This window comes from Streptomyces sp. NBC_01446, from assembly GCF_026340095.1.
Classification (GTDB): Bacteria; Actinomycetota; Actinomycetes; order Streptomycetales; family Streptomycetaceae; genus Streptomyces; species Streptomyces aureus.
Window position 1 is genome coordinate 2,235,709 of the sequence record NZ_JAPEPO010000001.1, and the last position, 21,792, is coordinate 2,257,500.

13 protein-coding genes, 1 tRNA gene and 2 rRNA genes (1 of these 16 only partly in view) are annotated in these 21,792 nt (G+C 68.8%); 3 read left to right on the plus strand and 13 right to left on the minus strand.

The features are described from left to right. Positions 1-166: 166 nt before the first annotated feature. Positions 167-1,000 (plus strand): Fpg/Nei family DNA glycosylase, encoded by an 834-nt coding sequence (locus tag OG456_RS09915; RefSeq protein ID WP_266559318.1) that lies wholly within the window; start codon positions 167-169, stop codon positions 998-1,000. A gap of 68 nt (positions 1,001-1,068) precedes the next feature. Then, a complete protein-coding gene (locus tag OG456_RS09920) occupies positions 1,069-1,845 on the plus strand; it encodes an SDR family NAD(P)-dependent oxidoreductase (protein WP_266559320.1) in 777 nt (258 codons plus the stop codon). Here OG456_RS09920 and OG456_RS09925 read toward each other — a convergent pair. The 9 genes from OG456_RS09925 to OG456_RS09965 form a co-directional block, all read right to left on the minus strand. After that, positions 1,793-2,185, minus strand: a complete 393-nt coding sequence (locus OG456_RS09925; protein WP_323136397.1) for a hypothetical protein — start codon at positions 2,183-2,185, stop codon at positions 1,793-1,795. The two genes, OG456_RS09920 and OG456_RS09925, sit on opposite strands and share 53 nt — an antisense overlap. A gap of 380 nt (positions 2,186-2,565) precedes the next feature. Continuing rightward, positions 2,566-2,940 carry a helix-turn-helix domain-containing protein gene (locus OG456_RS09930; protein WP_100591071.1) on the minus strand — a complete coding sequence of 125 codons (375 nt, stop codon included), beginning with the start codon at positions 2,938-2,940 and terminating at the stop codon, positions 2,566-2,568. 109 nt (positions 2,941-3,049) lie between these two features. Beyond that, positions 3,050-3,646, minus strand: coding sequence for a CinA family protein (locus OG456_RS09935; RefSeq protein ID WP_323136398.1), 597 nt, complete (start codon positions 3,644-3,646; stop codon positions 3,050-3,052). Positions 3,647-3,699: 53 nt separating this feature from the next. Then, positions 3,700-4,380 (minus strand): CDP-diacylglycerol--glycerol-3-phosphate 3-phosphatidyltransferase, encoded by a 681-nt coding sequence (gene pgsA, locus OG456_RS09940; protein WP_266559324.1) that lies wholly within the window; start codon positions 4,378-4,380, stop codon positions 3,700-3,702. After that, positions 4,377-5,837, minus strand: coding sequence for a 30S ribosomal protein S12 methylthiotransferase RimO (rimO, locus tag OG456_RS09945; RefSeq protein ID WP_266559326.1), 1,461 nt, complete (start codon positions 5,835-5,837; stop codon positions 4,377-4,379). The genes pgsA and rimO overlap by 4 nt, the downstream gene beginning before the upstream one ends. A 78-nt stretch (positions 5,838-5,915) precedes the next feature. Next, the gene (locus OG456_RS09950; protein ID WP_266559328.1) at positions 5,916-6,809 is read right to left on the minus strand and encodes a helix-turn-helix domain-containing protein; all 894 of its coding nucleotides are present in this window, start codon (positions 6,807-6,809) and stop codon (positions 5,916-5,918) included. Between the two features lie 278 nt (positions 6,810-7,087). Then, positions 7,088-9,850, minus strand: a complete 2,763-nt coding sequence (locus OG456_RS09955) for a DNA translocase FtsK (RefSeq protein ID WP_266559330.1) — start codon at positions 9,848-9,850, stop codon at positions 7,088-7,090. A gap of 124 nt (positions 9,851-9,974) precedes the next feature. Continuing rightward, the gene (locus OG456_RS09960) at positions 9,975-10,658 is read right to left on the minus strand and encodes a two-component system response regulator (RefSeq protein ID WP_266559332.1); all 684 of its coding nucleotides are present in this window, start codon (positions 10,656-10,658) and stop codon (positions 9,975-9,977) included. Between the two features lie 274 nt (positions 10,659-10,932). After that, positions 10,933-16,443, minus strand: coding sequence for a HAMP domain-containing protein (locus OG456_RS09965; RefSeq protein WP_266559334.1), 5,511 nt, complete (start codon positions 16,441-16,443; stop codon positions 10,933-10,935). 271 nt (positions 16,444-16,714) lie between these two features. On the opposite strand from OG456_RS09965, the gene OG456_RS09970 reads away from it, so the two are divergent. After that, entirely contained in the window at positions 16,715-19,393 is a 2,679-nt protein-coding gene (locus OG456_RS09970) for a SpoIIE family protein phosphatase (protein ID WP_266559336.1), read from the plus strand. A 52-nt stretch (positions 19,394-19,445) separates the two neighbouring features. Here OG456_RS09970 and OG456_RS09975 read toward each other — a convergent pair. The 4 genes from OG456_RS09975 to OG456_RS09990 form a co-directional block, all read right to left on the minus strand. Next, positions 19,446-19,518, minus strand: a tRNA-Thr gene (locus OG456_RS09975). An 85-nt stretch (positions 19,519-19,603) separates the two neighbouring features. Beyond that, a complete protein-coding gene (locus OG456_RS09980; RefSeq protein ID WP_266569136.1) occupies positions 19,604-20,266 on the minus strand; it encodes a DegT/DnrJ/EryC1/StrS family aminotransferase in 663 nt (220 codons plus the stop codon). 114 nt (positions 20,267-20,380) lie between these two features. Then, positions 20,381-20,497, minus strand: a 5S ribosomal RNA gene (gene rrf / locus OG456_RS09985). Positions 20,498-20,586: 89 nt separating this feature from the next. Beyond that, positions 20,587-21,792, minus strand: a 23S ribosomal RNA gene (locus tag OG456_RS09990); it runs 1,917 nt beyond the window's last position.

Consider the following 21,792-nt stretch of genomic DNA (forward strand, 5'->3'; position numbering starts at 1 on the left):
CGACCCGTCACCGAACACGCCCGCCCCAACCCCCACCACATCGCTCCGAGCCCTCACCGGGCCCCCTCCCCGCCACTTCACCCCGAGCCCGCACCGGCCCGCCTCTGCCCGCCGCGCCGGCCCACGCCGACCACTTCACCTCAGAGACCCGTGCCACCCTTGACCCATGCCCGAAGGAGACACCGTCCTGCAGACCGCGCGGCGTCTGCACACCGCCCTCGCGGGCCAGGTGCTCATCCGCTCCGACCTGCGCGTCCCCCGCTTCGCCACGGCCGACCTGACCGGCCGCACCGTCCTCGACGTCACCCCGCGCGGCAAGCACCTCCTCACCCGCATCGAGGGCGGCCTCACCCTTCACTCGCACCTCCGCATGGACGGCTCCTGGAAGGTGTACGCACCGGGCGAGCGGTGGACCGGTGGCCCCGGCCATCAGATCCGCGCGGTCCTCGGCAACGCCACCCGCACCGCAGTGGGCTACCGCCTCCCCGTCCTCGAACTCCTGCGCACGGCCGACGAGAACAAGGTGGTCGGCCACCTCGGCCCCGACCTGCTCGGCCCGGACTGGGACGCCGGCACAGCCCTCCGTAATCTCCTGCGCGATCCGGCCCGCCCCCTCGGCGAGGCACTCCTCGACCAGCGCAATCTCGCGGGCATCGGCAACGTCTACAAGTCCGAGCTGTGCTTCCTCCTCCAGGTCACCCCATGGCTGCCTGTCGGCGACCTCCCCGCCGAAATCGCCGCCCGCCTCCCCGAGCTCGCCAAAAAGCTCCTCGAAGCCAATCGTGACCGCCCCGCACGCGTCACCACCGGCAGCGGCCGCCCCGGCCAGCGGCTCTACGTCTACGGCCGGGCACCCCGCCCCTGCCTGCGCTGCCGCACCCCGATCCGCGTGGCAGACCAGGGCGACGGTTCCCGCGAACGTCCCACCTACTGGTGCCCCTCCTGCCAACACGGCCCGACCCCGCGCCCGTACGCCAAGCAGCCTCCGACCATTCGATGACACAGCCTCACCAGATAGCCCGCACAAGCTAATTGACGCCCCGTCAGAAATGCTCGTACGGTCCCCTCATGCCCGTCACCGCGTACGACCTCACCGGACGCACCGCATTCGTCACCGGCGCCGCGAGCGGCATCGGACGCGCCTCCGCCCTGCTCCTGGCCGACGCCGGAGCCACCGTGCACTGCGCCGACCGCGACGCGCAGGGCCTGCACGAGACGGCGACGCTGATCAAGACCAGGGGAGGCACGGCCCGCACGCACCCCCTCGACGTAGCGGACCGCGCCCAGCTCGCCGAGGCGGTGGCGGCGGCCGTCGACGCGACGAGCCGCCTCGACATCATGGCCGCGATCGCCGGGATCATGCACAGCAGCCCCGTCCTGGAGACCCGCGACGAGGACCTCGACCGCGTCCTCGGTATCAATTTCAAGGGCGTGCTGTACGCCTGCCAGGAGGCCGCCCGCGCCATGATCGCGACGGGCACACGCGGCAGCATCGTCACGATGGCGTCGGGGGCCGTGGACACCGGCGGCCCCGGACTGCTCTGCTACGGCGTCTCGAAGGCCGCCGTCGTCCAGCTGACGAAGACCCTGGCGACCGAGGTCGGTCCGCAGGGCATCCGCGTCAACGCGGTCGCGCCCGGCTGGATCCGTACGCCCATGACCGGCCGGCACGACGCGTCGGAGCAGTCGCACACGGAGGCCCTGATGGTCCGGATGTCCCCGCTGGGCCGCGTCGGCGAGGCGGACGACATCGCGCACGCCGTCCTGCACCTGGCATCGGACGCGTCATCGTTCACGACGGGCCAGATCCTCCGCCCGAACGGCGGCGTCGCCATGCCCTGGTAAGCCCCCTGCCCGAGCCCCCGGCTCTTGCGGACCGCATCTCCCCCGCAGAACCCCGCCTCGCATCCCCCGCGGACGCTCCATCGGCCCCCACCGCTCCCGCAGACGCTCCTGGGGGCCGGATCGACCCCGCAGAAGTCCCACCCGGCCGCACGGATCCCACCGCCCCCGCCGCCCGCGACTTGGGCACAGTGTGCACCGGCAGCAGGCTCAGCCCCCACCCACCGGCCGCCACGGCCCCCTCGAAGGCCCCCGCATCCGGCGAGAAGGCCAGACGCAGCAGGCCCCACCACCACAGCGCCCCGAAGGCCACAGCCGGTATCCAGCGCGCGGTCCGCCACACCCCGGCCGGTATTCCGCGCACGGTCCGCCACGCCACGGCCGCCACCTCCTGCCCGATGCCGGATCGGATCGAACCCGAACGCCGGCGCCACCCGGCGGCAAGGCGCCCCGGGTGGCGTTCCCGCACACCGAAGGCGCTCCCGCGCACGTCGAAATCCCCTTCACCATGGCACGAATGCCCTGATGCGGGCATGTCGAGCGCCGCCCGGCGCTGCCCCTGGCCCGCCACTCCAGGCGCCGCGCCCCGCCCTCCAGCCGCCCCGGCCCGCGCGCCACTCGACATGCGAGAGCCTCCCCATGCAAAAGCCCCGGCCGATCTCCCGGCCGGGGCTTTCACACACTTATGAGTGACACCTGCACGAGGCGTCACGCCGCGTGGGATCACGCAGCGACGACGTCCACCGCTTCCGCAGGCGCCTTGATGGTCACCCGTTCCGGTGGGACACCGGCCACGGAGACAGAATTGAGCCGCGGGCGAACCGGTGCGGGCACCGGATCAGTAGCCGCTGCCGACTCGGCCAGCTCGGCGAGAGCGAGCTCGTCGCTCACCTCGCGCATGAGCTCGGACATCCGTACGTCAAGCGCGTCGCAAATAGCGGACAGCAGCTCGGAGGATGCCTCCTTCTGCCCCCGCTCCACCTCGGAGAGATAGCCGAGCGAGACTCGGGCGGACGAGGAGACTTCGCGCAGAGTACGGCCCTGGCGCTGGCGCTGCCGACGCAGCACGTCACCCAGCAGGCGACGGAGCAGAATCATCGGTGGCTCCCTCCTCGGACCGCGTAGCCGCATCCTTCACGCCCCACCGTACCGCCTTGCGCCGCGGCCGTGCGGGGAGCGATGTCGTGTTCACTCAGGGCTGTAAACATCAAAACCCCCCGTTCTGTTCCGTATCCTGTGCCCGCTCATTCTCTGCGCGTTCGCTCAAGACCTGCTCAAGGAGCAGCTCAAGCACACTCCGTACACTCTCCATACGGATTTCCGAACGGTCGCCGTTCAACCGCAACGCGGCCACTTTCCGGCTACGAGCGAAACTGCCGCCTTGAGCCCCGGACCGCTCAACCCCGGCGCCGGCCCCCGCGTCAGCCCTTCCGGAACCCGCATCGAAGGCCATGGAATTCCCCGGACCGGCGACGGCCACGAAGACCGTCCCCACCGGCTGCCCGTCCTGCTCGTCGGGCCCTGCGACGCCTGTGGTCGCGATCCCCCAGTCCGCGCCGAGGGCCCTGCGCACCCCCGTCGCCATCTGCAGGGCGACCTCGGGATCCACTGCCCCGCGCTCGGCCAGGAGAGTGCCGTCGACGCCCAGGACGTCCCGTTTCAGCTCGGTCGCGTACGAGGTCACGGACCCGCGGAAGACGCGCGAGGCGCCCGGCACCGAGGTGATGTCCGCCGCCACGAGGCCGCCGGTGAGCGACTCGGCGACCGCGAGGGTCTCGCCGCGCTCGGCGAGCAGCCCGAGCACCACGGCGGCGGTGGCGAGGCCGTCCGCCCCGCCACCGCCGACCGCTCCGGACGTCACTGCTCCGCCGCCGCCTCACGTTCGCCGCGGGCGGCACGCTCGGCCGCCATGCCCTGCCGGCGCAGCACCACGGCTTGCTTCACGTAGTCGAGGCCGGTGAGCACGGTCAGCGCGACCGCCACCGCCATCACCCAGAACCGGAAGGTGGCCAGCGGTCCGGTCAGCGCCAGGACGTACATCCCGACCGCCGTGCCCTGGGCGAGGGTCTTGATCTTGCCGCCGCGGCTGGCCGGGATCACCCCGTACCGGATGACCCAGAAGCGCAGCAAGGTGATCCCGAGCTCACGCCCGAGGATCACTCCCGTCACCCACCAGGGCAGGTCGCCCAGGCTCGAGAGACAGATGAGCGCCGCCCCCATGATCGCCTTGTCAGCGATGGGGTCGGCGATCTTCCCGAAGTCCGTGACCAGGTTGTACGTGCGCGCCAGATGTCCGTCGAAGACGTCCGTGATCATGGCGACGGCGAAGGCCGCCCAGGCCCAGGCGCGCCAGACGGGGTCGTAGCCGCCGTCGGCGAGCATGAGCGCCACGAAGCCCGGCACGAGGACGAGCCGGAGCATGGTCAGGAGGTTCGCGATGTTCCACAGGCTGGCCTGGTTGACGGCCGCAGCGCCCAGCTTGCCGCCGGGCGCCGGCCTACCGGAACCGCCCGTAGCGGATGCCGGGACTCCGGTCATCTGCCCGCCTCCTCAGAACACTCGAGCGGCTCGGCGACCAGGTCAACGCCCTGGGTGCCGATCACCTTTGCCTCGACGATACGACCCACGCTCAGGCCCTCGCTGCTGGTGAGCAGCACCTGGCCGTCCGTCTCGGGCGCCTGGTGCTCTCCGCGCCCGACGGCACCGTCCTCGTCGTCGATGGACTCGACGAGTACATGGACCGCCTCGCCGACGCGCTCGTCCGCGCGCTGCGAGACGAGCTCCTCGGCGAGCCGCGACACGCGCGCGAGGCGCTCGGCGACGACGTCCTCGTCGAGCTTGTGCTCGTACGTCGCCGCTTCCGTGCCCTCCTCGTCGGAGTAGCCGAAGACACCGATCGCGTCGAGGCGGGCGCCGGTGAGGAAGCGCTCCAGCTCGGCCAGGTCGGCCTCGCTCTCGCCGGGGAAGCCCACGATGAAGTTCGACCGGACACCGGCCTGCGGCGCCCTGTCACGGATCGTGGAGAGCAGGTCGAGGAAGCGGTCGGTGTCCCCGAAGCGCCGCATGGAACGCAGCACGGCGGGCGCCGAGTGCTGGAACGAGAGATCGAAGTAAGGAACGACCTTGTCGGTGCCCGTGAGGACGTCGATGAGGCCGGGGCGCATCTCGGCGGGCTGCAGGTAGCTGACGCGTACCCGCTCGATCCCGTCGACGGCGGCCAGCTCGGGCAGCAGCGTCTCCAGGAGTCGGATGTCGCCGAGGTCCTTGCCGTACGAGGTGTTGTTCTCGGAGACGAGCATGACCTCCTTGACGCCCTGCTCGGCGAGCCAGCGCGTCTCACCGAGGACGTCGCTGGGCCGGCGCGAGATGAAGGAGCCGCGGAAGGACGGGATGGCGCAGAACGAGCAGCGGCGGTCGCAGCCGGACGCCAGCTTCACCGAGGCGACGGGGTTCGTCCCGAGGCGACGGCGCAGCGGGGCGCGGGGGCCGGACGCGGGCGCGAGGCCCTCGGGCAGGTCCACGGGGGCGTGTCCGGGGAGCGCCACCGCGGCGCCCGCGTCCTGCCGCTCGGCAGGGCTGATCGGCAGCAGCTTGCGCCGGTCGCGGGGGGTGTGGGAGGCGTGGATGCCGCCGTTGAGGATGGTCTGGAGCCGGTCGGAGATGTCGGCGTAGTCGTCGAAGCCGAGCACGCCGTCGGCCTCGGGGAGGGCTTCGGCCAGGTCCTTGCCGTACCGCTCGGCCATGCAGCCGACGGCCACGACGGCCTGGGTTCTGCCATGGCCCTTGAGGTCATTGGCTTCGAGAAGGGCGTCGACGGAGTCCTTCTTGGCGGCTTCGACGAAGCCACAGGTGTTGACGACAGCGACGTCTGCGGCCTCGGCGTCCTCGACGAGCTCCCAGCCGTCCGCCTCCAAGCGGCCTGCGAGCTCCTCCGAGTCCACCTCGTTACGGGCGCAGCCAAGAGTGACAAGGGCGACGGTACGGCGTTCGGGCATGGGCTCAAGACTACTTCGTCCCACCGACAGCACAGCCCGCGAGGGTTACCCGGAGATCATCGCCGGGCAACCTCCCGATCATCCGACCTCGGGATCACCCTTGGTGTAGGTGAGGCGCTCGACCTGTCCGGGCTCGAACTCGTTGTCCACCTGCTTGCCGTTCACGTACAGCTGGATGGCACCTGCGTCGCCGAGGACGAGGTCGACCTTCTGGTTGTCCTGGAAGGTCTTCGACTCACCCTGTTCCAGCAGGCCGTCGAACATGATCCGCCCGTTGTGGTCCTTCGCGGAGATCCAGCTGCGGCCGTCCGACGCGTTGATCTTGACAGTGACCTTGTCACGGGGCGCGGCCGCGATCGCGCTGTCGGTCGGGTCGGGCTTGGGGTCGGTGGGCTTGGTGGCCTTGGGGGTGTGCGTGGGCTTGGGCTTGCCTGTGGCCGGTGTCGCACCCTCGGCGGCCTGCTGCTTGGCACCGTCGTCGCTGCCGCCGAACGCGGTGAACCCGACGAAGCCGATCACCGCGACGATCGCGGCGACCATGGCCGCCGTCCAGTTCGGCCGGCGCGGCTCGGACCTGATCCGCTCGGCCTCGAACAGCGGAGCGGCCGGAGTCGGCGCGGGCCGTCCACCGTGCTCGTCGGCGTACTGGGCGAGTAGCGGCTCGGGATCGACGCCCACGGCGCGCGCCAGGGTCCGGATGTGACCGCGGGCGTAGACGTCGCCGCCGCACCGCGAGAAGTCGTCCTCTTCGATCGCGTGCACGATCGGGATGCGCACCCGGGTGGACGTACTGACTTCGTCGACGGTCATCCCGGCGTCGTCGCGCGCCTGACGGAGGACGCGTCCGATCGAGGGGCGGTCGGCCGAGGGGCGGTCGTCCGAGGGCGTGGGCGCCTGCTCGACGGCCGGCGGGGTCGTCGCGCGAACGTCATCCGAAGGACGGTCGTCTTCAGGGGAGTTGCCGATGGACACGGGGGCGCCTTTCGAGCGTGTAACCACCTGCTGGAGGTTCAGTCTAGGGGGGGTACGAAAGGGTGGGGCAACTGGGCGGTCAGACCTTTACGCCATCGGAATGGCCGGACACGAAGGCCGGTCGCCCCGATGTTGGAACACCTACCTGTCCCCTTCCTCAACTTGACGTACGCGGAGGGGAAACGGTTGCCTCACACTCCCTAACGAGTGAGCGTCGATCGCGAGTGTGAGCCGTCCGTTCGACGTGCGGGGTGCGCGCCGTCCCTGGGACGCGTACCTCAGGGTTGAGCCTCCCCGCGGATCACGGCGAGCACTCCATCCAGTTCGTCAGCCTTCACAAGAACGTCACGCGCCTTGGAACCCTCGCTCGGCCCCACGATGTTCCGCGACTCCATGAGGTCCATGAGCCGCCCGGCCTTCGCGAAGCCGACGCGCAGCTTGCGCTGGAGCATCGACGTGGAGCCGAACTGCGTGGAAACGACCAGCTCAGCGGCCTGGCACAGCAGGTCGAGGTCGTCGCCGATGTCCTCGTCGATCTCCTTCTTCTGCTTGGTCCCGCCGGTGACGTCGTCCCTGAAGACGGGCGCCATCTGGTCCTTGCAGTGCTGGACGACGGCGTGGATCTCGTCCTCGGTGACGAAGGCGCCCTGCATACGAGTGGGTTTGTTCTGGCCCATCGGCAGGTACAGCCCATCGCCCTTGCCGATCAGCTTCTCTGCGCCGGGCTGGTCGAGGATGACGCGGCTGTCGGCGAGCGAGGAGGTGGCGAAGGCCAGCCGGGAGGGGACGTTGGCCTTGATGAGGCCAGTGACCACGTCGACCGACGGGCGCTGGGTGGCGAGCACCAGGTGGATGCCGGCCGCGCGCGCGAGCTGCGTGATACGCACGATCGAGTCCTCGACGTCCCGCGGCGCGACCATCATCAGGTCCGCGAGCTCGTCGACGATGACCAGCAGATACGGGTACGTCTTCAGCTCGCGCTCGCTGCCCTCGGGCGTCTTGAGCTTGCCGTCGCGGATCGCCTGGTTGAAGTCGTCGATGTGCCGGTATCCGAACGCCGCGAGGTCGTCGTAGCGCAGGTCCATCTCGCGCACGACCCACTGCAGCGCCTCGGCGGCCCGCTTGGGGTTGGTGATGATCGGTGTGATCAGGTGCGGGATGCCCTCGTACGCGGTGAGCTCGACGCGCTTGGGGTCCACGAGGACCATGCGCACGTCCTCGGGGGTCGCCCGGCACATGATCGAGGTGATCAGGCCGTTGATGCAGGAGGACTTTCCGGAGCCGGTGGCTCCGGCGACGAGGATGTGCGGCATCTTGGCCATGTTGGCCATCACGTAACCGCCCTCGACGTCCTTGCCGAGCGCGACGAGCATGGGGTGGTCGTCCTCGGCCGCGTCGGCGAGGCGCAGGACGTCGCCCACGTTGACCATTTCGCGGTCGGTGTTCGGGATCTCGATGCCCACGGCGGACTTGCCGGGGATGGGCGAGATGATCCGGACGTCCGGGGACGCGACGGCGTAGGCGATGTTCTTGGCCAGCGCCGTGATCTTCTCGACCTTCACGGCGGGGCCGAGCTCGATCTCGTAGCGGGTGACCGTCGGGCCGCGAGTGAAGCCGGTGACGTTGGCGTCGACCTTGAACTCGGAGAAGACGTTCGACAGTGAGTCGACGACGGCGTCGTTGGCCGCGCTGCGTGACTTGCCGGGGCCGCCGCGCTCCAGGAGGTCGAGCGACGGCAGCGAGTAGGTGATGTCGCCGGACAGCTGGAGCTGCTCGGCACGCGGCGGGAGGTCGCGCGGGGCGTCGGGGGCGGACTTCGTCAGGTCGGGCACGCCGGCCTTGGCCGCCGCGGCTGCGGGCTCAGGTTCCGGCTCCTTGGCCTCCTTCGCCGGGGCCTTCGCCCGCGCGGTGGGCACCGGCGCCGTGCGTTCCGGAGCGCTCTCCCGCTCCGTACCGACCCCCTGCGTCAGGTCGGCGACCAGCGGCGACGGGGGCATGCCGTGCAGCACGGCGCCGTCGAGCGCCGCGGCGGCCGCCGCGGCCACGTCGACCGCGTCCATGGGCCGGGTCACGACGGGCTGCACTGGGGTGCGCCGGGGCCTGCGCCGCTTGGAGAGCGCCTCGTGCTCCGCCAGGTCGGGGTCGTACGTCTCGGCCTCCGCCGGGCGCCGCCTGGAGCGCGCGGGCAGGGACTCGCGCCACTGTTCGTCGTAGCGCTCGTCGTCGTCCGCCGCGCCGAACGCGTCGTCCGCGGGGTCCGGATGGACGACGCCGAGCTTCACGCCGAGCAGCCGCAGTCGCTGCGGAATCGCGTTCACGGGCGTCGCGGTGACCACGAGCAGTCCGAAGAGGGTGAGCAGGACGAGGAGCGGTACCGCGAGCACCTCGCCCATGGTGAAGCTCAACGGGGTGGAGGCGCCCCAGCCGATGAGCCCTCCGGCGTCCCTTATGGCCTGCATGCCGTCGGTGCGGGCCGGCGAGCCGCAGGCGATGTGGACCTGGCCGAGTACGCCGATGACGAGCGCGGACAGACCGATCACGATGCGCCCGTTGGCCTCGGGCTTCTCGGGGTGCCGGATGAGGCGTACGGCGATGCCGCCGAGCAGCAGCGGTACGAGCAGGTCGAGGCGGCCGAACGCGCCCGTGACGAGCATTTCGACGAGGTCGCCGACGGGTCCGCGCAGATTCGACCAGGTGCCCGCCGCGACGATCAGCGCCAGACCGAGGAGGAGGAGTGCGAGGCCGTCCTTGCGGTGCGCCGGGTCGAGCCCTTTGGCGCCACGGCCTATGCCGCGGAACATCGCGCCCACGCTGTGCGCGACGCCCAGCCAGAGCGCGCGTGCGAGCCGGTACACGCCCCCGGTGGGGCTGGGCACCGGCTTGGGCGCGGGCTTCTTCGCCGCGGCTTTCCTCGGGGGCGCCTTCTTGGCCGCGGGCTTCTTCGCGGCCGTCTTCTTGGCAGGGGCCTTCTTCGCCGGAGCCTTGGTCGGCGCGGCCGCCTTCTTCGCGGGCGTCTTCTTGGCTGCGGGACGTGAGGCCATGAGTGCGAGGTTACCGGTGGAGACCACTGCGGACACGTGTGCCTACTGCTTCACCCGTCCGTGTCGCGGATCGGTGTGCCCGGAAGTGACGCTTCCTCAAATCGTGGGCCGCTGCGGCTGTTGCTTAGTTCTGCGAAGGAAGTGACGGTGCGCCGCTTCCCGTACCGGGCTCCAGGGCGTCAAGAGCGCGGCGCAGCCCCGTGAGTTTGCGTTCGAGATGCGCGGCCGTGGCGACCGCGGCAGCGTCCGCCGACTCGTCGTCGAGTTGCTTCGAGAGCGCCTCGGCCTGCTCCTCAACGGCCGCGAGCCGCGCGGAGAGTTCGGCCAGCAGCCCGGCCGGCTCCTTGGAGTCGCCGACGTGGGACTTCCCGCCGCCCTCGAGCTGGAGCCGCAGCAGGGCCGCCTGCTCCCGCAGTTGACAGTTCTTCATGTACAGCTCGACGAAGACCGAGACCTTCGCGCGCAGGACCCACGGGTCGAACGGCTTCGAGATGTAGTCCACCGCACCGGCCGCGTACCCACGGAACGTGTGGTGCGGGCCGTGGTTGATGGCCGTGAGGAAGATGATCGGGATGTCGCGTGTCCGCTCCCGACGCTTGATGTGCGCCGCGGTTTCGAAACCGTCCATTCCCGGCATCTGGACATCCAGCAGAATGACCGCGAAATCGTCCGTGAGCAGCGCTTTGAGTGCTTCCTCCCCGGACGATGCCCGCACCAGTGTCTGATCGAGCGCGGAGAGGATGGCCTCCAGCGCCAGCAGATTCTCCGGCCGGTCATCGACCAGGAGGATCTTGGCCTTCTGCACCATGGCCCGCCCTCCTCGCCCCGGCATGGGGCCGCCCCTGTCCGCAGGACTTGGGACGGCTCCGGAAGCCGCCCCAGAGGGCGACTCCCTTGCGTCGCCCGTCCTTGTGCCGGTCATGGTAGCCGCACCCCGCCTGTCGCCACACCCTGTCACCGCGATGTCACTGTGCACATAGCACAAACGCAGTGGGAGACCAGAAGGTTCCCCGAATACCGCAGTTCTACACGGCTTCGGCCACACTCGGTCAACAACTGCTCAGCAACACACACCTACCCGGTCACTCCCCGCGCATCCACTGCTCCATCACCGTAAGCAGATGATCCGGATCGACCGGCTTCGTGACGTAGTCGGAGGCCCCGGACTCGATGGCCTTCTCCCGGTCGCCCTTCATCGCCTTCGCCGTGAGCGCGATGATCGGCAGTCCGGCGAACTGCGGCATCCTGCGGATCGCCGTCGTCGTCGCGTAGCCGTCCATCTCCGGCATCATGATGTCCATCAGGACGACCGTCACGTCGTCGTGCTGTTCGAGGACCTCGATCCCCTCCCGGCCGTTCTCGGCGTACAGCACGGACAGGCCGTGCTGCTCCAGGACGCTGGTGAGCGCGAAGACGTTACGGATGTCGTCGTCGACGATGAGCACCTTCTCGCCACCGAAGAGGAACGTGCGTCGCTCCTGCGGCGCCCCTTCCTGACCGGTGCCCGCCCACTGCTCCTGGGCTCGCTCCTGCGCAGGCGCCGTCGGCCCCTGCTGCCCGGGCTGTCCCGGCAGCGCCGGCCGCTTTTCGGGCGCGGCCACCTGCCTGCGGCGCCGCCTGAAGAGCGCGGCGGGACCGTGCTGGGTGTCCTGGTACGACCTGACCTCCGGCGGCATCGACGCCTCGGGCGGCATGACCTCCATCGGCACGGCGTGCACCCCCGGCTCGATGGTGGGCGCGAGCTGCGGGTAGCCCTGCGGCGGCAGTTCGCTCGCGTGCAGCGGCATGTACAGCGTGAACGTGGAGCCGCGCCCGGGCTCGCTCTGCGCGTGGATCTCACCGCCGAGCAGCCGCGCGATCTCACGGCTGATGGACAGGCCGAGGCCCGTACCGCCGTACTTGCGGCTGGTCGTCCCGTCGGCCTGCTTGAACGCCTCGAAGATCACCCGCATCTTGCCGGCCGCGATGCCGATACCGGTGTCGGTCACGGAGAAGGCGATCAGGTCGCCGTCCGGCTCCCGCAGGGAGCCCGCCTCCAGGAGTTGCTCACGGATGGCGTCGGGCACGTCCGCGCCCGCGGGCCTGATGACCAGTTCGACGGCTCCGGAGTCGGTGAACTTGACGGCGTTGGACAGCAGGTTGCGCAGCACCTGGAGCAGGCGCTGTTCGTCCGTGTGGAGCGTCGCGGGCAGTTCGGGCGAGACCCGTACGGAGAAATCGAGGCCCTTCTCTGCGGTCAGCGGGCGGAAAGTGGCCTCTACGTAGTCGACGAGTTGCACCAGAGCGATGCGGGTCGGCGACACGTCCATCTTGCCCGCCTCGACCTTCGACAGGTCGAGGATGTCGTTGATCAGCTGGAGCAGGTCGGAACCGGCGCCATGGATCGTCTCGGCGAACTCGACCTGCTTCGGGGTCAGGTTCGAGTCCGCGTTGTCGGCAAGCAACTTGGCCAGAATCAGCAGGGAGTTGAGCGGCGTACGCAGCTCGTGCGACATGTTCGCCAGGAACTCGGACTTGTACCGCATGGAGACCGCCAGCTGCTCGGCGCGCTCCTCCAGGACCTGCCGGGCCTCTTCGATCTCGGTGTTCTTGACCTCGATGTCGCGGTTCTGCTGGGCGAGCAGCTCGGCCTTCTCCTCCAGCTCCGCGTTGGACTCCTGGAGCGCCTTCTGCCGGTTCTCCAACTCCGCGGACCGTTCCCGCAGTTGCTCGGTGAGCTCCTGCGACTGCTTGAGCAGCACCTCCGTCTTCGTGTTCACGGAGATGGTGTTCACGCTCGTCGCGATCATCTCGGCGATCTGGTTCAGGAAGTCCTTCTGGATCTGCGTGAACGGCTGGAACGTCGCCAGTTCGATCACACCGAGGACCGTCCCCTCGAAGAGCACCGGCAGCACGATGACGTGTGCGGGCGGCGCCTCCCCGAGCCCGGAAGCGATCTTCAGATACCCCTGCGGCACGTTCTCCACGAGGATCGCGCGCTTCTCCTGGGCCGCGGTCCCGATGAGCGTCTCACCGGGCCGGAACGAGGTCGGCATGGACCCCATCGAGTAGCCGTAGCTTCCGAGCATGCGCAGCTCGTACGCGTCCTCGGGTGCGGAACCGGCCTCGGCCTCGTCCGTCGGCAGCGCCAGGAAGAACGCGCCGTGCTGGGCGGAGACGACCGGTGTCAGCTCGCTCATGATCAGCGAGGCCACGTCCTCCAGGTCGCGGCGGCCCTGCATGAGGCCGGAGATACGGGCGAGGTTGCCCTTCAACCAGTCCTGCTCCTCGTTGGCGATCGTGGTGTCGCGCAGGTTGGAGATCATCTTGTTGATGTTGTCCTGGAGGACCTGGATCTCACCCGCCGCGTCGACGTCGATCTTGAGGTTCAGGTCGCCGCGGGTCACCGCCGTGGCGACGGCCGCGATGGCGCGCACCTGACGGGTCAGGTTCCCTGCCATCTCGTTCACGGACTCGGTCAGGTCGCGCCAGGTGCCGTCGACGTCACGCACGCGGGCCTGGCCGCCGAGCTGGCCCTCCGTACCCACCTCACGGGCGACCCGGGTCACCTGCTCGGCGAACGAGGACAGCTGGTCCACCATCGTGTTGATGGTCGTCTTGAGTTCGAGGATCTCGCCCCGGGCGTCGATGTCGATCTTCTTGGTCAGATCGCCCTTGGCGATGGCGGTCGTGACCATCGCGATGTTGCGGACCTGCCCGGTCAGGTTCGACGCCATGCCGTTCACGGACTCGGTGAGGTCCTTCCACGTACCGGAGACTCCCGGTACGCGGGCCTGCCCGCCGAGGATGCCGTCGGTGCCCACCTCGCGGGCCACGCGGGTCACCTGGTCGGCGAACGAACTCAGCGTCGTCACCATGGTGTTGACCGTGTCGGCGAGCTGCGCGACCTCGCCGCGCGCCTCGACCGTGACCTTCTTGGTGAGGTCGCCGCTGGCGACGGCCGCCGCGACCTGCGAGATGTTGCGCACCTGGCTGGTCAGGTTGTTGGCCATCAGGTTGACGTTGTCGCTGAGGTCCTTCCAGATGCCCGTGACGCCCCGCACGCGCGCCTGGCCGCCCAGCTGGCCCTCCGTACCCACCTCGCGGGCCACGCGGGTCACCTGCTCGGCGAACGACGACAGCTGGTCCACCATCGTGTTGACGGTCGTGACGAGTTCGAGGATCTCGCCCTTCGCGTCGACGGTGATCTTCTTGGACAGGTCGCCGCGGGCGACGGCCGTGGTGACCTCGGCGATGTTGCGCACCTGAAGGGTCAGGTTGTTGGCCATGCCGTTCACGGACTGCGTGAGGTCCTTCCAGGTGCCGGAGACACCCTGGACCTCGGCCTGCCCGCCGAGGATGCCCTCCGTACCCACCTCGCGGGAGACCCGCGTGACCTGCTCGGCGAAGTTCGAGAGCTGGTCCACCATCGTGTTGAGGGTGTTCTTCAGCTCCAGGATCTCGCCGCGCGCGTCCACGTCGATCTTCTGCGACAGGTCACCCCGCGCCACCGCCGTGGCGACCTGCGCGATGTTGCGCACCTGGGCGGTGAGGTTGCCGGCCATGCCGTTCACGGAGTCGGTCAGGTCGCGCCACACACCGGCGACGCCGGGCACCTGCGCCTGACCGCCGAGCCGGCCTTCCGTACCCACCTCACGGGCCACCCGCGTCACCTGGTCGGCGAACGCGGACAGCTGGTCGACCATCGTGTTGATGGTGTTCTTGAGTTCGAGGATCTCGCCGCGCGCGTCCACGTCGATCTTCTGCGACAGGTCACCCCGCGCCACCGCCGTGGTCACCTGTGCGATCTGGCGCACCTGCGAAGTCAGGTTCCCCGCCATGAAGTTGACGGAGTCGGTGAGTTCCTTCCAGGTGCCGGACACGCCGTCGACCCGCGCCTGACCACCGAGCCGGCCCTCGGTGCCCACGTCGCGCGCCATGCGCGTCACCTGGTCGGCGAACGAGGACAGCTGGTCCACCATCGTGTTCACGGTGTTCTTCAGCTGGAGCATCTCGCCGGACACGTCGACGGTGACCTTCTGCGACAGGTCGCCGTTCGCCACCGCCGTCGTCACCTGCGCGATGTTGCGGACCTGGCCCGTCAGGTTGCGGAAGGCCGTGTTGACGGAGTCCGTCAGGTCCTTCCACGTACCGGCCGCGCCCTGCACATGCGCCTGGCCGCCCAGCTCACCCTCGACACCGATCTCCCGCGCCACACGGGTGACTTCGGAGCCGAACGCGGACAGCTGGTCCACCATCGTGTTGACGGTGTTCTTGAGCTCGAGCATCTCGCCGGCGACGTCGACGGTCACCTTCTGCGAGAGATCACCGTTCGCCACCGCCGTCGTGACGGTCGCGATGTCGCGCACCTGCGTGGTCAGGTTCCGGAAGACCGTGTTCACCGAATCGGTGAGGTCCTTCCACGTCCCCGCCGCACCCGGCACATTCGCCTGTCCGCCGAGCTGCCCTTCCGCACCGACCTCGTTGGCCACGCGCGTGACCTCGTCGGCGAACGTGCGCAGCGTCTCGGTCATCTGGTTGATCGTCTCGGCGAGTTGGGCGACCTCGCCGCGTGCCGACACTGTCACCTTCTGCGACAGATCACCGTTGGCGACCGCCGTCGTGACCTGCGCGATCCCGCGCACCTGGGCCGTCAGGTTGCCGGCCATAAGATTTACGGAATCGGTGAGGTCCTTCCACACACCCGCCACACCCGGCACCTGTGCCTGGCCGCCGAGCTCGCCCTCCGTGCCCACCTCGCGGGCCACTCGGGTCACCTCGGAGGAGAAGGACGACAGCTGGTCCACCATCGTGTTGACGGTGTTCTTCAGTTCGAGCATCTCGCCCGCGACGTGAACCGTGACCTTCCGGGACAGATCACCCTTGGCCACCGCGGTCGTCACGAGAGCAATATCACGCACCTGAGCCGTCAACCGGTACGCCATGGTGTTGACCGAATCCGTGAGGTCCTTCCACGAACCGGACATACCGCGCACCCGGGCCTGGCCGCCCAGCTTGCCCTCCGTGCCCACCTCACTGGCCACCCGCGTGACCTCGTCGGTGAACGTCGACAGCTGGTCCACCAGGTTGTTGACGGTGCGCCCGACCTTGAGGAACTCGCCCCGCAGCGGATGACCGTTGCCGTCCGGCACCTGCGAACGCAGCTCCATGCGCGGCGACAGATCGCCCTCCGCGACCGCCGTGAGCACCCGTCCGACCTCGGAGACCGGGCGTACGAGGTCGTCGACCAGGGCGTTCGAGGCGTTGATCGCCGCAGCCCAGGAGCCCTCGCAGGCGCCCGCCTCAAGCCGCTCGGTGAGCTTTCCCTCACGCCCGACCATCCGCCGCACCCGCGACAGCTCGCCGGTGAGGTGCAGATTCCGGTCCGCGACCTCATTGAAGACCGCCGCGATCTCGGCCATGAGGCCGTCGCCCGACACCGTGAGGCGCTTGCGGAAGTTACCGTCCCGCATCGCCACAAGACCGGCGAGCAGTCTGTTCAGGGCAGCGGTGTCCACCGCTGTGGTCCCATTGCGCGGTTTACGCTGTTTCGCCAGGGACTGTCCGCCCTTTGCGCGCGTATTCGTGCCTCGCGACGCTGCGCCAGACTCCACTGTGTCCCTCCCGCAAGGGTCGGCCGTACTGCTCGGATTGCTCGGGTTCTCTTCGGAAGCGTGCCCAGTGTTTCACCATGGCAGAACCAGGCCATAACAGTTCGGCAGCTTCGCACACCGTCCGCACACCCTCCGGGCGGAAACACAAGCGACCGGCATCCGCATGGACGGCGAAGGTAAGTAACCTTGCATGCGGCTGTCCACCCACCCCGGTCCGCCCGGCCAGGGTGGTGGCACGAGGACCACGGGCATCGGAGGGGGCGGCCGCGCCATGAGTTCGGGAGACATGGGCGTCGAGACTCGTATGACTGATACAGGGAGTTCTGTGATCACCGCGCGCGCGGCTGCCACCTTCGACCCCGTCGGGCGGTCCGTCGCGACCGCCCGCGCCTTTGTGCGCGACACCCTCCAGGGGTGGGGCTTCCCCGACATCATCGACGACGCGGTCGTCCTCACCAGTGAACTCGTGACGAACGCCGTCGTGCACGCCGGCACCTCCGCCGAGGTCCTGTGCCTGCGCACCGACGACGGCGTACGCGTCGAGGTCGCCGACCGCTATCCGGAGCGCGAGATCCCGCTCCAGCAGTCCGCGATCAACATGGGCAACCCCGACCGCGAGGGCGGCCGCGGCCTCCAGCTCTGCGCGGCCCTCGCCACCCGCTGGGGCGTCGACTACACGCCGACGCACAAACTCGTCTGGTTCCAACTCGCCCTTCCCCAGCGCTCGGTGGGCACCCGCACCGCGGGCCCCGCCCTCCCCACCGACCTCCTCCCGCTGGCCGACAGCAGAGTGCGGGTCGCCGTCATCCAGATCGACCGCACCGGAGCCGTCTCCGCCTGGAGCGAGGACGCGGAACACCTCTTCGGATACGTCGCCGAACAGGTCATCGGTAAACCCCTCACCGACTTCGCGGCCTGGCCGCACACCCCCGGCACGAGCACGGGAATCGCCGACGCGCTGCAGTTCTCGCGCTGGGAGGGCAGCTACGGCATCCGCGGCGCCAACGGCCGTGTGACACCCGTCTACGCCTCCCACCTGCGCGTCCGCGACGCCGGCGGCGATCCCTCCACGGTCTGCCTCCTCGTACGCGACCACGAGCGCGCCGTCCTCCAGACCCCGCTGCGCGGCCAGACCACCTCGGAGACCGGCACGCTGTCCGAGGGCAACGCGTCCGACCCGTTCGAGGTCTTCATCGGCTCACCGGCCCCTGACGACCTCGACGGACTGCTCCAGCGCACCGTCGAACGCGCCCGCGACATGCTCGACGGCGACTCCGCCTTCCTGCTCCTCGCGACCGATGACGAGACCGAGCTGGAGGTCCGCGCTTCCACGGGCCTTCCGTCGGCCCGTCAGCGCTTCGCCCGCGTCCCCGTGGAGGTGGGCCCCGGCCGCTACGGCTCGGCCCGCATGCCGGCCGTCCACGAGGACCTCACGGTCGTCCCCGGCGCCGTCCCCCTCCTCAACGGCACGGGCATGCGCTCGGTCGTCACGGTCCCGCTCAAGGTCGAGGGCCGCCTCACCGGCTCCCTCGGCGTCGCAGCCGAGGCACCCGACCGCTACTCGAACGAGGAGGCCCTGCGCCTCCAGTTCGCGGCCGACCGCATCGCCCTGGCCGTCGAGTCGGCCCGCCTCGGCGAGCTCGAAAAGCTCCGCCGCGGCTCCCTCAGCTTCCTCGTCGAGGCATCCGACCTCCTCGCCGGCACCCTCGACCGCGACCAGACCCTGGCGCTCATGGCCCAGATGACGGTCCCGACGCTCGCCACCTGGTGCGCCGTCTACACGATCGCCGACCAGTCCTCGGAGCCGTACCTCTCGTACGTCCTGCACGAGGACGAGGAGCGCATCGACGGCCTCAAGGCGCTCCTCTCAAAGATCGCCCCACCCGACCCGGTCCCCACCCCCGGAGCCCGCGTCTGGGCGGCACCCGCCGACGCGGCCCACCAGGCGGCTCTCCGGACGTCCAAGCGCAGCCTCGGCCTCGGCGCACCGTCGAGCGTCAGCTCGGGCATCGGCACGACCCTCGCCACGGCCTCCGCGGTGGGCGGCGAGACGGTCGTCCTCCCCCTGGTCGCCCGAAACCGCGTCATCGGCATGCTCACGCTCGGCAAGCCGTCCGACGAACACTTCCGCCAGGAAATCCTGGAACTGGCCGAGGACTTGAGCCGCCGTGCCGCCCTCGCCCTGGACAACGCGCGCCTCTACTCGGAGCGCATGGCCATCAGCCAGTCCCTCCAGCGAAGCCTGCTCCCACCGGAGCTCCCGCACATCCCGGGCGTCGAGGTCGAGGTCATCTACCGCGCGGCCGGCGAGGGAAACGAGGTGGGCGGCGACTTCTACGACCTCTTCCCGATCCGCGACGGCGCCTACGGCTTCGCCATCGGCGACGTCTGCGGTACGGGACCGGAGGCCGCGGCGGTCACCGGCCTGGCCCGGCACGCCCTGCGCCTCCTGGCCCGCGAAGGCTTCGGCGGCCCAGCGGTCCTGGAGCGCCTGAACGCCGCGATCCTCGACGAGGGCGCCCGAAGCCGCTTCCTCACGCTGCTCTACGGCGAGTTGTGGCCGCAGGAGGACGGCTCGGCGGTCCTGAAGATGGTCTGCGCCGGCCACCCGCTTCCCCTGCGCCTGCGCCAGGACGGCACGGTCGAGCCGTACGCGGAGCCGCAGCCGCTCCTCGGCGTCATGGAGGACCTGGAGCTCTACGAGCAGACGATGACGCTCGACCCGGGCGATGTCCTCCTCTGTGTCACGGACGGCATCACCGAACGCCGGGAAGGCACCCGCATGCTGGGCGACGACGGCCTGGCGGACGTCCTGACGACCTGTACGGGTCTGACGGCCGGCGCGGTGGCGGCCCGCATCATGCGCGCGGTCGAGCGTTTCGCGTCTGACGCCCCTTCGGACGACATGGCGATCCTGACCATGCGCGTCCCGGAACTCCAGAAGGACTGAGAGCCCCAACGCAAAAGGCCCCCGCCCGAAAGGGCGGAGGCCTTTATATCTGAGCCCCCAAGCGGAATCGAACCGCTGACCTTCTCCTTACCATGGAGACGCTCTACCGACTGAGCTATAGGGGCCTGTTGCTTTCCCAGGGTTTCCCCCGCAGCAACGGAATTAAGCATACCCGAACTTCAGCTCGGTTCGAACCGCCCCGCCCTCGCGTCAGAAAGCGGGCTGCAGCAGCCCACCGAGAGCATTGCACGCAGAGACGACCTTGTGGAGCTCGCGCCGCGACAGCGTGGCACTGACGGGCAGCGCCAGCGTCTCGTCGGCGGCCCGCTCCGTCTCCGGCAACGCGACGTCACGCCGGAATTGCGGCAACCGGTGCACCGGCGTCTTCACCGGCACGCGGCAGTCAATTCCCCTGGCCCGTATGGCATGTGCGAAGGCGTCCCGGTCGGGCCGCCCGTTGCCGGGCACCCGGACGACGTACTGCTGATAGGTGTGCCGCTCGCTCCCGGCGGGCGTCCGTACGCCACTGAGCCGCGCGTTCAGATAGCCGGCGTGCGCCCGCCGCTTGGCGAGCCCGTCGTGCGCCTGCTCCGACTCGCCCTGCTCCAGGACGAGAAGCCCGCGCCGCCCACCGATCTCCCGGAGCCGCGCCACATCGGCCGGCTGCCCGAAGCGGTGTACGGCGATGATCGCCGCGGTGTGCGCGCTGACGCCGGCCTCGACCGATGCGGGGGCGAGGCAGTACGTGTCCGGATCTATGTCCGCGAACACCGGCCTGGCACCGGCCAGTTCGACGGCCTCCGCGACCTCGACGTTCCCGTAGGCGGGCACGATGACCTCGTCGCCGGTTCCGATACCGGCGGCCCTCAGCATTGCAACTGTCCCCATGGCACGGGATGTTGGCCGCACAACGTGAACGACAAGTGACGCAAAACAAAAAAGAGCTGGTCCCTGAACCGAAGTTCAGGGACCAGCTCTATAAAAGGAGTTCGGCGGCGTCCTACTCTCCCACAGGGTCCCCCCTGCAGTACCATCGGCGCTGTGAGGCTTAGCTTCCGGGTTCGGAATGTAACCGGGCGTTTCCCTCACGCTATGACCACCGAAACACTATGAAACTGTCAACCGCACCACGCTCTGTGACAAACGTGGGGTTGTTCGTGGTTTCAGAACCAACACAGTGGACGCGAGCAACTGAGGACAAGCCCTCGGCCTATTAGTACCAGTCACCTCCACCCGTTACCGGGCTTCCAGATCTGGCCTATCAACCCAGTCGTCTACTGGGAGCCTTAACCCCTCAAGGGGGTGGGAATACTCATCTCGAAGCAGGCTTCCCGCTTAGATGCTTTCAGCGGTTATCCTTTCCGAACGTAGCCAACCAGCCATGCCCTTGGCAGGACAACTGGCACACCAGAGGTTCGTCCGTCCCGGTCCTCTCGTACTAGGGACAGCCCTTCTCAATATTCCTGCGCGCGCAGCGGATAGGGACCGAACTGTCTCACGACGTTCTAAACCCAGCTCGCGTACCGCTTTAATGGGCGAACAGCCCAACCCTTGGGACCGACTCCAGCCCCAGGATGCGACGAGCCGACATCGAGGTGCCAAACCATCCCGTCGATATGGACTCTTGGGGAAGATCAGCCTGTTATCCCCGGGGTACCTTTTATCCGTTGAGCGACGGCGCTTCCACAAGCCACCGCCGGATCACTAGTCCCGACTTTCGTCCCTGCTCGACCCGTCGGTCTCACAGTCAAGCTCCCTTGTGCACTTACACTCAACACCTGATTACCAACCAGGCTGAGGGAACCTTTGGGCGCCTCCGTTACTCTTTAGGAGGCAACCGCCCCAGTTAAACTACCCATCAGACACTGTCCCTGATCCGGATCACGGACCCAGGTTAGACATCCAGCACGACCAGAGTGGTATTTCAACGACGACTCCCCCTGAACTGGCGTCCAGAGTTCAAAGTCTCCCACCTATCCTACACAAGCCGAACCGAACACCAATATCAAACTGTAGTAAAGGTCCCGGGGTCTTTCCGTCCTGCTGCGCGAAACGAGCATCTTTACTCGTAGTGCAATTTCACCGGGCCTATGGTTGAGACAGTCGAGAAGTCGTTACGCCATTCGTGCAGGTCGGAACTTACCCGACAAGGAATTTCGCTACCTTAGGATGGTTATAGTTACCACCGCCGTTTACTGGCGCTTAAGTTCTCAGCTTCGCACACCCGAAAGTGCACTAACCGGTCCCCTTAACGTTCCAGCACCGGGCAGGCGTCAGTCCGTATACATCGCCTTACGGCTTCGCACGGACCTGTGTTTTTAGTAAACAGTCGCTTCTCGCTGGTCTCTGCGGCCACCCCCAGCTCGAGGAGCAAGTCCTCTCACCAGTGATGGCCCCCC